Source organism: Actinotalea alkalitolerans (genome assembly GCF_023369855.1).
Classification (GTDB): Bacteria; Actinomycetota; Actinomycetes; order Actinomycetales; family Cellulomonadaceae; genus Actinotalea.
Genome location: NZ_JAMBPP010000015.1, coordinates 1 through 14,579, shown reverse-complemented (window position 1 = coordinate 14,579; position 14,579 = coordinate 1). Strand labels below are relative to the sequence as shown.

General features: G+C 72.1%; 12 protein-coding genes. 4 read left to right on the top strand and 8 right to left on the bottom strand.

Translation table 11 applies throughout. From position 1 onward, the window contains the following. Positions 1–97: 97 nt before the first annotated feature. Positions 98–247, bottom strand: a complete 150-nt coding sequence (locus tag M1R94_RS16700) for a hypothetical protein (RefSeq protein WP_249382857.1) — start codon at positions 245–247, stop codon at positions 98–100. 93 nt (positions 248–340) lie between these two features. Between M1R94_RS16700 and M1R94_RS16695 the strand changes: the two genes are divergently transcribed. After that, positions 341–1,294, top strand: coding sequence for a GlxA family transcriptional regulator (locus M1R94_RS16695; protein ID WP_249382856.1), 954 nt, complete (start codon positions 341–343; stop codon positions 1,292–1,294). A gap of 56 nt (positions 1,295–1,350) precedes the next feature. Here the strand turns inward: M1R94_RS16695 and M1R94_RS16690 are convergent, their stop codons facing one another. From M1R94_RS16690 to M1R94_RS16670, 5 genes are all read right to left on the bottom strand, one after another. After that, on the bottom strand, positions 1,351–5,307 hold the full coding sequence (locus tag M1R94_RS16690) for a multifunctional oxoglutarate decarboxylase/oxoglutarate dehydrogenase thiamine pyrophosphate-binding subunit/dihydrolipoyllysine-residue succinyltransferase subunit (RefSeq protein WP_249382855.1): 3,957 nt from the start codon (positions 5,305–5,307) through the stop codon (positions 1,351–1,353). Positions 5,308–5,554: 247 nt separating this feature from the next. Continuing rightward, entirely contained in the window at positions 5,555–6,376 is an 822-nt protein-coding gene (locus M1R94_RS16685; RefSeq protein ID WP_249382854.1) for an ABC transporter permease, read from the bottom strand. Then, entirely contained in the window at positions 6,373–7,377 is a 1,005-nt protein-coding gene (locus tag M1R94_RS16680) for an ABC transporter ATP-binding protein (protein ID WP_308199926.1), read from the bottom strand. Before M1R94_RS16680 ends, M1R94_RS16685 begins: the two co-directional genes overlap by 4 nt. Beyond that, a complete protein-coding gene (locus M1R94_RS16675) occupies positions 7,374–8,462 on the bottom strand; it encodes a sensor histidine kinase (protein WP_249382853.1) in 1,089 nt (362 codons plus the stop codon). Before M1R94_RS16675 ends, M1R94_RS16680 begins: the two co-directional genes overlap by 4 nt. 4 nt (positions 8,463–8,466) lie before the next feature. Then, a complete protein-coding gene (locus tag M1R94_RS16670; protein ID WP_249382852.1) occupies positions 8,467–9,225 on the bottom strand; it encodes a response regulator transcription factor in 759 nt (252 codons plus the stop codon). A gap of 149 nt (positions 9,226–9,374) precedes the next feature. Here M1R94_RS16670 and M1R94_RS16665 point away from each other — a divergent pair, with 149 nt between their 5' ends. The 3 genes from M1R94_RS16665 to M1R94_RS16655 all read left to right on the top strand — a co-directional run bounded on the left by M1R94_RS16665 (position 9,375) and on the right by M1R94_RS16655 (position 12,868). Beyond that, positions 9,375–10,736: a hemolysin family protein gene (locus M1R94_RS16665; RefSeq protein WP_249382921.1), complete on the top strand. Its 1,362-nt coding sequence runs from the start codon at positions 9,375–9,377 to the stop codon at positions 10,734–10,736. Further along, positions 10,733–11,863 (top strand): hemolysin family protein, encoded by a 1,131-nt coding sequence (locus tag M1R94_RS16660; RefSeq protein ID WP_249382851.1) that lies wholly within the window; start codon positions 10,733–10,735, stop codon positions 11,861–11,863. Before M1R94_RS16665 ends, M1R94_RS16660 begins: the two co-directional genes overlap by 4 nt. Positions 11,864–12,106: 243 nt before the next feature. Further along, positions 12,107–12,868, top strand: coding sequence for a M15 family metallopeptidase (locus M1R94_RS16655; protein ID WP_249382850.1), 762 nt, complete (start codon positions 12,107–12,109; stop codon positions 12,866–12,868). Positions 12,869–12,916: 48 nt separating this feature from the next. Here the strand turns inward: M1R94_RS16655 and M1R94_RS16650 are convergent, their stop codons facing one another. Beyond that, positions 12,917–13,882: an aldose 1-epimerase family protein gene (locus tag M1R94_RS16650; RefSeq protein ID WP_249382849.1), complete on the bottom strand. Its 966-nt coding sequence runs from the start codon at positions 13,880–13,882 to the stop codon at positions 12,917–12,919. A 67-nt stretch (positions 13,883–13,949) separates the two neighbouring features. Next, positions 13,950–14,396 carry a hypothetical protein gene (locus M1R94_RS16645; RefSeq protein WP_249382848.1) on the bottom strand — a complete coding sequence of 149 codons (447 nt, stop codon included), beginning with the start codon at positions 14,394–14,396 and terminating at the stop codon, positions 13,950–13,952. Positions 14,397–14,579 lie beyond the last annotated feature (183 nt).

The following is a 14,579-nucleotide window of genomic DNA, read 5'->3' as shown; positions in this document are numbered from 1 at the left end:
GATCCTCCTGCTGCTCGTCCGTGGTGCCAGTGTGGCCGACGGCGGCAGGCAGAGCGGTGACCGACGCGCGGCGCGCGGCCTCGCCTGGGTCAGCGGGTCACCACGGGGTCGAGAGGTGCTCGTCCCATGCCGGGTGGGACCGGGGAGCGGGGCGTTGCCCGTAGCCGTCGTGCCGTACCGCACGGGCGACCGCGACCACCGAGAGGAGGATCAGGACGGCGAGGGTGAGGACGAGGAGTGTGCTCATGGCAGAAAGTCTGCGCGCGTCGATGGGCAGCCACCAGTGGCTGATCTGCCGCCGTCCATCGACTTTCTGCCAACGGTGTGCGACCGTAGCCTCATGCTCCGTTCCGTCGCCGCGATCGTCCTGGACGGGATCGCCCCCTTCGAGCTGGGCGTGGTCTGCGAGGTCTTCGGCATCGATCGCAGCGACACCGGTGGGCCCTCGTTCGAGTTCACGGCCTGCACGCCTCGACCCGGTGTGCCGATCCGCACCAAGCTCGGCATGGAGCTGATGATCCACGACGGCCTCGAGACCACCGGCTCGGCGGACCTGGTCGTGCTGCCGGCCTACGGCGACGACAGGGACCTGCCCGTGGAGGTGCTCGAGGCGCTGCAGCGTGCGCACGCACGGGGCGCCTGGATCCTCAGCGTGTGCAGCGGTGCATTCGGCCTGGGCCGCGCCGGTCTGCTGGACGGGCGACGGTGCACCACCCACTGGATGTACGCGGACCGGCTGGCCGCAGCCTTCCCACGGGCCGAGGTCGACCCCGCCGTCCTCTACGTCGAGGACGGCGGCGTCGTGACCAGCGCGGGCACCGCAGCCGGCATCGACGCGTGCCTGCACCTGGTCCGCCGCGAGCTCGGAGCGGTGGCAGCGGCCGCGGTCGCCCGTCGGATGGTCGTCCCCCCGCACCGCGACGGGGGGCAGGCGCAGTACATCGACTACCCCGTGCCGCCGGGGGACGGTGGTGAGCTCGCGCCCGTCCTGGCCTGGATCGAGGACAACCTCGACGCGGAGATCACGGTGCCGTCTCTCGCGCGCCGGGCGAGGATGTCAGAGCGCACCTTCGCGCGGCGCTTCCGTGCCGAGACCGGGACGACGCCTGCAGGATGGACGGCCCGCCAGCGTCTGCTCCGCGCGCAGGAGCTGCTCGAACGCACCGAGCTGCCGGTCGAGGAGATCGCCCGCAGAGCGGGGTTCGGTGGTGCCCCGGCGCTGCGGCACCACTTCGCGCGCACCCTGGGGACCAGCCCGTTGGCCTACCGACGCACCTTCGCCTTCCTGCCCTGACGGTCCGTACTCCGTCAGGGCAGCGGCGGCAGCAACGGTCCCTCCCGGGGCTGCCGTCACCGTGCGAAGGCGGTCTCCACCAGATCGGCCTGCTCCGCGGCATGCACCTTGGACGACCCGGAGGCCGGCGAGGCCGCGGCGGTCCGTGACACCACGCGCAGCTCGCGGCCGAGCGCAGGCTCGAGGTGCATCTTGATGAAGCTCCAGCCGCCCTGGTTCGCCGGCTCCTCCTGGACCCACACCGGCTCTGCCGAGCCGAAGGGCTCCAGCGCCTGCGCGACCGCGTCGGTCTCGAGAGGGTAGAGCTGCTCGAGACGGACGATCGCGGTCCGCTCGTCGGTCAGCTTGGCCCGGTGCGCGAGCAGGTCGTAGTAGACCTTGCCCGAGCACAGCAGCACCCGGTCGACCGCGGTCGGGTCGGGCAGGTGGGACTCGGGGATGACCGGTCGGAAGGTTCCGCTGGTGAAGTCCTCGATCGGTGAGGCCGCCGCCTTGAGGCGCAGCATCGACTTGGGTGTCGCGACCACCAGCGGGCGGCGCGGCCGGTCGTAGGCCTGGCGGCGCAGCAGGTGGAAGTACGACGCGGCGCTGCTCGGTGCGGCGACCGTCATGTTGTCCTCGGCGCACATCTGCAGGAAGCGCTCGACCCGGGCCGAGGAGTGGTCCGGGCCCTGGCCCTCGAAGCCGTGCGGCAGGAGCAGCACGACCGACGAGCGCTGACCCCACTTCTGCTCGGCCGAGGAGATGAACTCGTCGATGATCGTCTGCGCGCCGTTGACGAAGTCGCCGAACTGGGCCTCCCACAGCACCAGGGCGTCGGGTCGCTCGACCGAGTACCCGTACTCGAACCCCATCGCGGCGAACTCCGACAGCGAGGAGTCGTAGACCCAGAACTTCGCCTGGTCGCTCGACAGGTACAGCAGCGGCGTCCACTCGGCGCCCGTGTTGCGGTCGTGCAGCACCGCGTGACGCTGCACGAAGGTCCCGCGCCGGGAGTCCTGACCTGCCAGACGCACCGGGGTGCCCTCCATCAGCAGCGAGCCGAACGCCATCACCTCGCCGTAGCCCCAGTCGACGCCGCCCTCACGGGACATCTGCTCGCGCTTGCTGAGCAGCTGCTCGAGCTTGGGGTGCACGGTGAACCCCGCCGGCGGACGCACGTGGGCCCGCCCGATCCGGTGCAGCACCTCGGGGTCGACGGCGGTCTTCCAGCCGACCATGATGCCGGCGTCCTCGAGCTGGGCCTCGGGCCGCTCCAGCCCGGCGATCGGCTCGCTCGACGGTGGTGGGGTGTAGCCGCCCTCGCGGGTCTCGGTGAAGACCTGCTCGATCCGCTTCTGGTAGTCCTGCAGCACCTGCGAGGCCTCGTCGACCGTGATGTCCCCGCGGCTGACCAGGGCCTCGGTGTAGAGCTTGCGTGCCGAGCGCTTGGCCTCGATGAGGTTGTACATGAGCGGCTGGGTCATCGAGGGGTCGTCGCCCTCGTTGTGACCCCGACGGCGGTAGCAGATCATGTCGATGATCACGTCACGGTCGAACTGCTCGCGGAACTCGAAGGCGAGCTCGGCCACGCGGACGCAGGCCTCGGGGTCGTCCCCGTTGACGTGGAAGATCGGGATCTGCAGGCCCTTGGACACGTCGGTGCAGTAGTGCGTCGAGCGCGACGAGGAGGGGCCCGTGGTGAAGCCGACCTGGTTGTTGACGATGACGTGCACCGTGCCGCCGGTGCGGTAGCCGCGCAGCTGGGCCAGGTTGAGGGTCTCCACCACGACCCCCTGGCCGGCGAAGGCGGCGTCGCCGTGGATGAGGATCGGCAGCACCGAGAAGCCGTCGCCGCCGAGGTCGATCCTGTCCTGCTTGGCGCGGACGATGCCCTCGAGCACAGGGTCGACGGCCTCGAGGTGCGAGGGGTTGGCGGCCAGGTAGACCTGGGTCGTGGCCCCGGACTCGGCGGTGAAGGTGCCCTCGGTGCCCAGGTGGTACTTCACGTCGCCCGAGCCCTGGACGCTCTTGGGGTCCTGGTTGCCCTCGAACTCCGCGAAGATCTGCGCGTAGCTCTTGCCCGCGAGGTTGGCCAGCACGTTGAGCCGTCCCCGGTGGGACATGCCGATGCAGACCTCGTCGAGCCCGTTCTCCGCGGCCTTGGACAGCACCGCGTCGAGCAGCGGGATCAGCGACTCGCCGCCCTCGAGGGAGAAGCGCTTCTGCCCGACGAACTTGGTCTGCAGGAAGGTCTCGAACGCCTCGGCCGCGTTCAGGCGTCGCAGGATACGCAGCTGGTCCTCGCGCGGGGTGCGGGCGTAGCCCGACTCGAGTCGTTCCTGGAGCCACCGGCGCTGGCGGGGGTCCTGCAGGTGCATGTACTCCACGCCGATCGTGCGGCAGTAGGAGTCGCGCAGCAGGCCGAGGATCTCGCGCAGCTTGGCCTTCGGCTTCCCGGTGAAGCCCGCGGTGGGGAAGACGCGGTCCAGGTCCCACAGCGTCAGTCCGTGGTTCTGGATGTCCAGGTCCGGGTGCTTGCGCTGGCGGTAGGCCAGCGGGTCGGTCTCGGCCATCAGGTGGCCGCGCGACCGGTAGGAGTGGATGAGCTCGGCGATGCGTGCGGGCTTGGCGAGCTCGGTGTCCTGGTCGACGGTGTTGTCCCGGACCCAGCGCACCGGCTCGTACGGGATGCGCATCGCGGTGAAGACGCGGTCGTAGAAGCCGCCCTCGCCCAGCAGCTTGGCGGCGACGATCCGCAGGAAGTCGCCGGACTGCGCGCCCTGGATGATGCGATGGTCGTAGGTCGAGGTGATCGTGAGCACCTTGGACACGCCCAGGCGCGCGAGCTGCTCGTCGGAGGCCCCCTGGAACTCTGCGGGGTAGTCCATCGCCCCGACGCCGACGATCGTGCCCTGCCCGGCCATCAGGCGCGGTACCGAGTGCACGGTGCCGATGGTGCCGGGGTTGGTCAGGGTGATCGTGGTCCCGGCGAAGTCGTCGGCACCCAGCTTGTTGTTGCGGGCGCGCCGCACCACGTCCTCGTAGGCCGAGACGAACTGACCGAAGTCCATCCGGTCGGCTCCCTTGATGCAGGGGACCAGCAGCTGACGGGTGCCGTCAGGCTTAGCCAGGTCGATGGCCAGCCCGAAGTTCACCCCGGCGGGCTTGACCACCGAGGGCTTGCCGTCGGTGAGCGCGTACCCGTTGTTCATCGCGGGCATGTCCGCGAGGGCCTCGACCACGGCGAAGCCGATCAGGTGGGTGAAGGAGACCTTGCCGCCCCGGCTGCGCACCAGGTGGTTGTTGATCACGATGCGGTTGTCGACCATGAGCTTGGCCGGGACGGCGCGCACCGAGGTCGCGGTGGGGACCTCGAGGCTGGCCTCCATGTTGGTGACCACTCGGGCCGCCGGGCCTCGCAGCCGCTCGATCGTGGGCTCGGCCGGCCCGGACTGGGGGGCCTTCCTGGTCGCGGCGATCTCTGCGTAGGGGGCCGTGGACGGCTGCGCCGAGGCGACCGGCGGGGTGGCGGTCGCCTCGCCCGCCGCGCCGTCGCCGGTCTGCGGCTCGCGCGGGGTGCGCGAGGTGGCCTGGGCCGGTGCCCGCTGAGCCTGGGGGGCCGGCGCTGGGCGGTCCTGCGGGCTGCTGGGCGGGGCGGACGGTCCGTCGGCCTGGGGCACCGGCTGCTGGCCGGTGGCTGCCGCACCGGTCGACCGTGCACCCGCGGTGGACGAGGGCCCGGAGGCTCCCGACGGTTCGGGCGCGCTCGCGGCGGTGGTCGACGCCGACGTCGGGGCGCTGCTCGAAGCCTGGGTCCGTGAGGGCTCGGACCCGGACGCGGGACGTCGGGCACCGTCCTCAGGGGAGCCGTTGCGCTGGTCCGTGCGTGGACGGTAGTCCTCGAAGAAGTCCCACCACGCGGGGTCGACCGCGTCCTTGTCGGTCAGATACTGCTCGTAGAGCTCGTCGACGAGCCATTCGTTGGCGCCGAAGACGGCACGCACCGAGCCTTGTTCTGCGTTCTGGGACACGCGAAGATCGCCCTCTTCCACCACGGACTTTCGACCGTTGCGACAGGTCTGCTGATGTGTCCAACCCTAGGCCACTTCGCCGTGCGCTACGTCCCCTGCGCAGCTGCTGGGGCCATGTCGGCGCGTCGTGGCACGGGCCGGTCGCGAGGCGGCAATGCCCGCGCAAACGGGCTGCCCCGCGACACCCAAGAACACCATGGTTGAGTGTCGATCAGGTTTCGTGCTCCGGCCGACGTGCCGTGCAGTCTCAGGTGACGTCCTTGCGGAGCGTCGTCAGGCGTCCCACGAGCGCCAGGACCAGACCGTACGCGATCAGCACCAGCAGGCCCTGCCACCACACCAGCAGGTCACCCAGCCCGGTCGCGCTGTAGAAGCTCACGCCGGTCACGGCCTCCCCGGCCGCCCCGGGCATGAACTTGGCGATCTCCATCGCGTCGACCACGCCCAGCACCATCCGGACGATCGGCTCGACGAACTGGGTGAAGGCGAGCAGGACCACCACTGCGGCCACCTGGTTCGGCAGGGCCGCGCCGAAGCCGACACCGACCGTGGTCCACACCGTGAGCACGAGGACGCACAAGCCGATCGAGCGCAGCACCTGGGGGTCGGTGAGCATCGGGTCCTCGCCCAGCAGGGCCAGGACGGGGGCACCTCCGGCCACCGTCGCGAGCGTGCCGACCAGACCGAAGAGCACCCCGAGCGGGATGCTGGCCAGCAGCTTGGCACCCAGGACGACGCTGCGCCGGGGCTCGGCCAGGAACGTCGGGGTCACCGTCATGTGCCGGAACTCGCCGGTCACGGCCAACGCCCCCACGATCACCGGGAAGACGTACCCGAAACTCGTCGAGAGCGTGTAGACCGTCTGCGCGACCGCGGCCGGGTCCAGTGCCGCGGCGGCGCCCGGGTCCCCCATCCCGCCCGAGAGCGAGGCGCCGGCGTCGTCACTGCCGAAGACGAAGCCCATCATCGCGCCCAGGAAGGCCATGTAGACCCCCATGACCAGCAGGAGGGCCCACCACAGCCGGGTGGTGACGAGCTTGCGGTACTCCGTGACCAGGGCGGCTCTCATGCGGCACCCACCTCGGTCGTCGCGACGGGTTGCTCACCGGTCAGCCGGAGGAAGACGTCCTCGAGCCCGACCTGCTGCGTGGCGAGCTCGTGCAGCTCGAGCCCTGCGCGGTGCGCGGCTGCGCCGACCGTCGCGGCGTCCAGGTCGCGCAGCAGCAGGCTGCCGGTGGCGGGTCCGTCCTGCGGGGCGACGGTGAGCAGGCGGTCCCCCCAGCCGTTCTCGACGACCACACGGTCCAGTCCTGCGCGATCGGGCGAGGCGACCCGCACGCTCGTGGAGGTCAGTCGGGCGAGTCCGGCGAGCGGCGAGGCGTGGACCAGGCGGCCGCGCGCGATGATCACGACGTCGTCCACGGTCTGCTGGACCTCGGACAGGACGTGGCTCGAGACCAGCACGGTCCTGCCCTCACCGGCGAGGTGCCGCAGGAAGCGACGCAACCAGGCGATCCCTTCGGGGTCGAGCCCGTTGGCGGGCTCGTCGAGCACCAGGACGCGCGGGTCGGCCAGCAGGGTCGTGGCCAGGCCGAGGCGCTGCCGCATGCCGAGCGAGAAGCCGCCCGTACGGCGACCGGCGACGTCGGCGAGCCCGACCAGCTCGAGCACCTCGTCGCACCGGGTGTCGGGAACCCCGGCCTGCGGTGCGTACACGCGCAGGTGGTCGCGGGCCGTCCGGCCGGGATGGAAGCTCGCGGCCTCGAGCGCGGCCCCGACCATCCGCTGCGGGTTGCGCAGCTCGGCGTAGTGGTGCCCGCCCACGGTCGCGGTGCCGGAGGTCGGGCGGACCAGCCCGAGGAGCATCCGCAGGGTGGTCGTCTTGCCCGCACCGTTGGGCCCCAGGAAGCCGGTGACGCGACCGGGCTCGACCCGGAAGGACAGCTCGTCGACAGCACGGACCGGCCCGAAGGACTTCGAGAGGTGGTCCACCACGATCACCCCCTCGTCCGAGGGCGGGGTGCGACGGGTCGGATCGGACGGGACAAGGGGCGAGGTCGGTTCACTCACCCGTTCACGGTATCGACTCCCGGGCCCGGCCGGGTGCGTTCGGCTGGGAGCGTCAGCCGCATCACGCAGCCGGTCGGGGAGTCCGCGACACGGATCGTCCCCCCGTGCAGCTCGACGGCCCACCGCACGATGGCCAGGCCCAGCCCCGTCCCCCCGGTGCTCACCTGGCCGGTCTGGGCGGGTGCGTTGCCCCGCTGGAAACGCTCGAACACCTGCGTCCGGTGGGCGGGCGGGATCCCCGGGCCCTCGTCCACGACGTCCAGGACGACCACCGCTCCGGCCCGTCGGGCCTCGAGCCGTACCTCGCCCCCGGGAGGGGAGTGGCGGGCGGCGTTGTGCAGCAGGTTCGCGACCACCTGGTGCAACCGCTCGGCGTCGGCAGGCACGTGCAGGTCGGCGGGCTCGACGGTGACGACCACCGACAGGTGCTTCTCGCCCGCCACCATCGCGGCGGAGTCCGCGGCGTCCTGCAGGAAGTCCTGCAGCGCGACGTCCGCGATGTCCAGACCCACCGCCCCCGCCTCGACGCGGGAGAGGTCCAGGAGGTAGGTCACCAGGCGCCCCAGGCGCTCGGTCTGGGCCAGCGCCGCCTGCATCGTCGCAGGGTCGGGCTCGCTGACCCCGTCGACGATGTTCTCGAGCTGGGCCTGGAGGGCCGCGACGGGTGTGCGCAGCTCGTGCGAGACGTTGGCCACCATCTCGCGGCGCACGCCGTCGGCGTGCTCGAGGTCCTGGGCCATCGTGTTGAAGGCCTCGGCGAGCTGACCCACCTCGTCCCGGCTGCTCGCACGGACACGCTGGGAGTAGTCGCCGTCGGCCATCGCGCGGGCGGCTGCCGTCATCTCCCGCAGCGGTGAGGTCATCCCGCGGGCCAGGACCTGCACCGCGAGCACCGAGACCGCGATCGCCAGCGGCAGCGTCCGCGTGGGGCCCAGGGCGTTGTACAGGCCCACCCAGGTGATGAAGGCGGCGAGCGTGACGGTCGCGGTCACCAGCACGCCGAGCTTGATCTTGATCGTGGAGAACCGGTCGAGCGGACGGACGTCCGGGAGACGGGCACCCACGGCGTGCCGAGGGGTGATCATCGGTCTAGCCCTCGGCGGGCTCGAAGGCGTAGCCCACACCGTGGACCGTCCGGATGAGGTCGGCGCCGAGCTTGCGGCGCAGCGCCTTGACGTGCGAGTCGACCGTGCGGGTGCCGCTCGCGTCGACCCAGTCCCACACCTCGGCGAGGAGGCGTTCGCGGGTCAGCACCGTGCGTGGGGTCGAGGCAAGGGTCACCAGGAGGTCGAACTCGGTGGGGGTGAGGTGGACCTCGGTGCCGGCCCGGGAGACGCGCCGCTGACGCCGGTCGATCGTCACGTCCCCGGCCGTCAGGGCGGGGTCTGCGGGCGTCTCGACCACGCGGGCGGACCGCTCGACCCGGCGCAGCAGCGCCTTGGTGCGGGCCACCAGCTCGCGCATCGAGAAGGGCTTGGTCATGTAGTCGTCGGCGCCGACGCCCAGCCCCACGAGCATGTCGGTCTCGTCGTCGCGCGCCGTGAGCATGATCACCGGCACGGGGCGGTCGGCCTGGATGCGACGGCACACCTCGAGGCCGTCGATCCCGGGGAGCATGACGTCCAGCACGACGACGTCGGGCTGGATCCGCGCTGCCGCCTCCACCCCGGCCAGCCCGTCGGAGGCGATCTCCACCTTCCAGCCCTCGGCGACCATGCGGCGCGCGATGGCGGTGGCGATCGCCGGCTCGTCCTCGACGACCAGGACGACGGCCGAGGGAGGCTCGGGCACTGCACCCCCCTGGCCGGCGGGGGTTCCGGTGGGGGAGTCGACCCTCGGGGCAGGCATGCCCCCAGCGTCGCACATGCGCTCGGATATGATCCCTCCACGATGACCAGCTCAAGTCCGTGCCGGTGCTGGCCCACCAGCACCGGCACAACCCCGAACCAGCTCCCGCACCCTCGCCCGCGCACCAGTCCGTGCGTGGGCGCCGCGCCGTGCTGACCGAGTGGCTGCTGGTCCTCCTCGGTGTGGGCCTGACCGTGGGGACCGCGGTCTTCGTCGCCGCCGAGTTCGCCCTGGTGACGCTGGACCCGGGGCTCGTCGAGCAGCAGGTGGGCCAGCGACCCGACCGCCGCTCGACCCAGGTGCTCAAGGCTCTCCGGCAGCTCTCCACCCAGCTGTCCGGCGCCCAGGTGGGCATCACCGTCACCACGATCCTGCTCGGCTACACGACCCAGCCGGCGCTCGCGACGCTCCTCGGGGGTGTCCTCGAGGGCACGGCGCTGTCCCGGGCCGCGGTGGCAGCGGTCTCCGGCGGCGTCGCGCTGCTGCTCGTCAACGTGTTCTCGATGCTCTTCGGAGAGCTCGTCCCGAAGAACCTCGCGCTGAGCAGGCCGATGGCCACCGCCCGCGCCGTCGCGCCTCTGCAGCGGGGGTTCACCACGGCCCTGGCCCCGGTCATCCGCACCCTGAACGACAGCGCCAACTCGCTGCTGCGCCGGGTCGGTGTCGAGCCCCGCGAAGAGCTCTCCGGGGGGCGCTCGCCGCAGGAGCTCGCCGCGCTGGTCCGTCGTTCGGCCGAGATCGGCACGCTGGACGTCGGGATCGCGACCCGGCTGACGAACTCGATCGACCTCGAACGGCTCACCGCGGTCGACGTGATGACCGACCGCACCCGGCTCGAGGTGCTCCGGCGTGAGGACTCGGCGGCGGACGTGGTCGAACGAGCACGCACCACGGGCCACTCCCGGTTCCCGGTGATCGGGGAGTCGCACGACGACATCATCGGTCTGGTCCACCTGCGGCGAGCCATCGCCGTGCCGTTCGAGCGTCGAGGTGACGTCCCGGCGGCGGCACTCATGGACGAGGCTCCTCGGGTCCCCGAGACCGTCCGGCTCGGACCGCTGCTGGTGGACCTGCGCGGTCAGGGCCTGCAGATGGCGGTGGTCGTCGACGAGTACGGCGGGACGTCCGGCGTGGTCACCCTCGAGGACGTCGTCGAGGAGCTCGTCGGAGACGTCGCCGACGAGCACGACCCTCGGCGGGCCGGGGTCCACCGGGTGACCGACGGCGCATGGAGCGTCCCGGGGCTGCTGCGCCCGGACGAGCTCACCGAGCAGACCGGCCTGGTGGTCCCTGACGACGGCGCGTACGAGACGCTCGGCGGCCTGGTGATGGCGGGCCTGGGTCGGGTCCCCAGGGTCGGTGACGTGGTGGTCACCTCCGCGGTGGTCCTCAAGGTCGAGCAGATGGACGGGCGCCGTGTCGACCGGGTGCACGTCGGGCGCGAGGGTGCCACGAGCACCGGCGCGCCCGGTGCAGGCACGAGCGGCTCGTCGGCTGGCGGTGCGCGGTGAGCTCAGGGGCGGCGATCCTGCTGGGCGTCGTGCTGCTGGCGGCCAACGCCTTCTTCGTCGGAGCCGAGTTCGCCATCATCTCCGCCCGGCGCAGCGCGATCGAGCCGCTCGCGGCCGCCGGCTCGCGCCGCGCCAGGACGGTGCTCTGGGCGATGGAGAACGTCTCCCTCATGCTGGCCTGCGCACAGCTCGGCATCACCGTGTGCTCGACCTCCCTCGGGGTCGTCGCCGAGCCGGCCCTCGCACGGGTGATCGAGGGTCCGCTGACCGAGGTCGGGCTCCCGGCTGCCGCGGTGCACCCGGTGGCCTTCGTGATGGCGTTGTCGATCGTGGTGTACCTGCACGTCGTGCTCGGCGAGATGGTGCCCAAGAACCTCGCGGTGTCGGGGCCCGACCGTGCGGTCCTCTGGTTCGGACCGCCGCTGGTGCTCATCGGCCGCGCGGTCAGCCCGGTGATCCGGCTCCTGAACTGGATGGCCAACCACATCCTGCGTGGTGCGGGGGTCGAGCCCAAGGACGAGGTGGCGTCGGCGTTCACCGCCCGCGAGGTGCAGTCGATCGTCGAGCGCTCGCGTGCCGAGGGGCTGCTCGTCGACGACCAGGGTCTGCTCACCGGGGCGATCGAGTTCTCGGACCGGACCGCCGGTGAGGTCATGGTGCCCGTCGGGGACCTCGTGGACCTTTCGCAGGGCTGCACACCCGACGCGGTCGAGCGTCTGGTCGCCAGGACGGGCTTCAGCCGGTTCCCGGTGAGCGACGAGAACGCCGTCCCGATGGGGTACCTGCACGTCAAGGACGTCCTGTACGCCACCCCGGACCAGCGCGGCGAGCCCGTGCCGGCATGGCGGGTGCGCGGTCTGGCCCTGGTACGCCCGCAGGACGAGGTCGAGGTGGCGCTGGCCGCGATGCAGCAGACCGGTGCCCACCTGGCCCGTGTCGTCGACGAGGACGGCGAGGTGGTCGGGGTCGTGTTCCTCGAGGACATCCTCGAGGAGCTCGTCGGTGAGGTGCGCGACGCGATGCAGCGGCGCCAGGGAGAGCGCCCCCGCAGCGAGCCTCCCGTCGACCTGACGGTGCCGCAGGTCCGGAGAGGTGGCGTCGCCGCCCGCCCGACGGACGGGTCGTGACCACCCAGGACCAAAGGGCGCTTGGATCCGCGGCGCTGAGCCGTTACTGTTTCGTAACCGCCGCGTCGGCACCGGGCCCCCCCTGTGTCCCGGAGCTGTGCTCCGGAGTGTCGAGGGCGGTCTCGCGATCCGTGCATCGCGCGAGCGTGTCCAAGTCGTCCTGCACCAGCTGCAGCAGTCGGAGGTGTCGTGCAGTCTCAGCAGTCCGGGTCCCCGGTGAGCACGCGGACCTCCCGACGCGAGATGCGTACGACGCAGCAGCAGGTACCGGCCCGGCGCCGTTCACCTCTCGGTCTGCACCTCCTGCCACGAGCGGTGCTCCTGGGGGCTCTCGCCTCTGCCACGATCGTCGTGCCGGTGGTCAGCGCGGGCTCAGCCCAGGACGCGTCGCAGGGTGCGGGGGTGGAGATGGCGCAGGCCGGCGTGCCGACCACCTACGAGGTCCTTGCCAGCACCGAGCAGCAGACGACGCCCACCTCGCTGCTCGCCGCCGTCCCGGGTGCGACCCGGGTCTCGGACACGGTGAGCCGATCGGTCGAGCGGGACCCGCTCCCCGGGTGCGACGGCGAGCCTCGCAGCACCGGGAGCAACGGGCAGATCCCGTCCTCCGACCTGTGTCAGCTGTGGGACCCCGCGCACAGCCTGCGCGGGGACGCCGCCGTAGCCATCTCCGAGCTCAACCTCGGGTACCGCGCCGCCTTCGGTCGTGACCTGTGCCTGACCGACTCGTACCGCACCCTGGCGTCGCAGCGACGCCTGGCCAGCACCAAGCCGGGACTCGCGGCGACGCCGGGCCGGAGCAACCACGGCTGGGGGCTCGCAGTCGACCTCTGCGGGTCCGAGCACCGTACGACTGCGACCTGGAACTGGCTCAACGAGAACGCACCCGTCTACGGCTGGGACAACCCGAACTGGGCCCGCCGCGGGGGCTCCGGCCCGTACGAGCCGTGGCACTGGGAGTACGTGCCGGGCACGACGGCGATGGACACCAACTGGGACGACTGAGCCCTCCACGGTGCGCAGCAGCACCGTGGCCCGGCTCCGCGCGAGGGCTCAGATGAGCGTCGCGCCCCAGGTCACCTCATGGCTCGCCCCTGGGGCGAGCCTCACCAGCCTGTCGCCCGTCCGGAAGGCGTCGGCGATGCAGCTCATCGGCTCGGCCGCGAGTCCGGTCCGGCGGTAGTCGACCGCGTCGAGGTGGTCACCCGAGCACACCTGCCAGGTGTCCATGGACTCGTCCATCCACACCGCGGCTGTCCGGCCGTCCACCCCGGTCAGGCGGATCCATGACAGACCCCGCTCGTCGCGCAGCACGTCCACGTACGCGTCGTCGAGGTCGAGGCCGCGCATCGGTCGCGGTGCACGCAGGTCGTACACGCCGTCGACCGGAATCGTCCCGGTCGGGAGCAGGCGCTCGTCGACGGTGACGCGGGTCGAGGCGTCGAGCCTGACGGCGCAGTCGTCGAGCGATCCCTCACCTGGTGAGAGCCAGGGGTGGAAGCCGACTCCGTAGGGCGCGGTCGAGCTCCCGAGGTTGGTCGCCACGGTCCGGACGTGCAGACCGTCGACCGTGAGCCGGTAGGTGACCCGGACCAGCAGGTCGAAGGGGTAGCCGCCGCTCGGGGCGAGGCGCAGCTCGAGGGTGGTCGCGCGCCCCTGCGTGTGCGCAGCGTCCAGGGCCGACCCCTCGGTCACGACGTGCCACCGCTGCCACATCGCCAGCCCGTGCAGCGCCGTGCCTCGTTGCGGCTCGGTGATGTCGAGCTGTCGTTCGACACCGTCGAAGACGTACCGGCCGTCCCGGATCCGGTTCGGCCACGGCACCAGGACACCGCCGTGACCGGCGGGCGCGGGCTCGTCCTGGTCGAACGGGGTGAAGACCTCCCGGTCGCCCACGCTGTAGGAGCGGACCTTGGCCCCCACGTCGGTGACGACGGCGCTCTGGTCGCCCAGGGCGAGGCGGATCTGGTGCCCGGAGAGAGGCGCAGGAGTGGTGGAGGAGAAGGGTGCTGTACTCACCCGCACCACGCTAGTGGGCCGGTGCGGACTGCCGCAGGCGACTCCCCGGTGGGGGGCGGGCGATCGGTCAGGTGGCGTCGTCCAAGCGGTCAGAGAGGCGCTGCACCTGGTTCGCGAGCTCGTCCAGAGCGGTCCGCAGGCCCCCCTGGGCGTCGGCGGCGGCGTCGTTGATGCGGGTCGTGGCATCGTCCAGCGCCCGGCGGGCGTCGGCGACGGCCGCCTCGGTCTCGGGGCCGACGGTCGAGGAGGTCTCGTCCAGCGCGGCCCGTGCCTGCTCGACGGCGGCCGCGGCGGCGGCCGTGGCCGCCTCGACCTTCGCCCGTGCGTCTGCGTCCAGCCCCGAGGTCTCCGAGAGCGACTCACGTACCTGGTCGACCCTCGCCCGTGCGTCCTGCGCGCTCGAGCGGACCTGCTCGCCGAGGCGGTCGAGGTCAGGGGTCCGGCTGTCGGCGCCGCAGCCGACCAGCAGCAGGGCGAGAGCGGTGAGGAGGGAGATCGGGAGGGTCCTGCGCATCGGTGTGCTCCACGGGGCTCGGGGACCTCCAGTGTGCACGGTGGGCGGCACCGTCCGCGCCGGTGATCGGTGCTCCCCGATGCCAGAAGGGCGGCCCCCCCCCCCCCGGGGGGGGCCCCCCGGGCCCGGGGGGGGGGCGCCCCGGGCGCCGGGGGTGCCCGCGCCGCCGCCCCCGGGGGGCCC

What these genes read in the sequence shown, in the direction of transcription:
- M1R94_RS16700 (WP_249382857.1), bottom strand. Translation starts at nt 247, where the DNA reads ATGAGCACACTCCTCGTCCTCACCCTCGCCGTCCTGATCCTCCTCTCG.
- M1R94_RS16695 (WP_249382856.1), top strand. Translation starts at nt 341, where the DNA reads ATGCTCCGTTCCGTCGCCGCGATCGTCCTGGACGGGATCGCCCCCTTC.
- M1R94_RS16685 (WP_249382854.1), bottom strand. Translation starts at nt 6,376, where the DNA reads ATGAGAGCCGCCCTGGTCACGGAGTACCGCAAGCTCGTCACCACCCGG.
- M1R94_RS16675 (WP_249382853.1), bottom strand. Translation starts at nt 8,462, where the DNA reads ATGATCACCCCTCGGCACGCCGTGGGTGCCCGTCTCCCGGACGTCCGT.
- M1R94_RS16670 (WP_249382852.1), bottom strand. Translation starts at nt 9,225, where the DNA reads ATGCCTGCCCCGAGGGTCGACTCCCCCACCGGAACCCCCGCCGGCCAG.
- M1R94_RS16655 (WP_249382850.1), top strand. Translation starts at nt 12,107, where the DNA reads ATGCGTACGACGCAGCAGCAGGTACCGGCCCGGCGCCGTTCACCTCTC.
- M1R94_RS16645 (WP_249382848.1), bottom strand. Translation starts at nt 14,396, where the DNA reads ATGCGCAGGACCCTCCCGATCTCCCTCCTCACCGCTCTCGCCCTGCTG.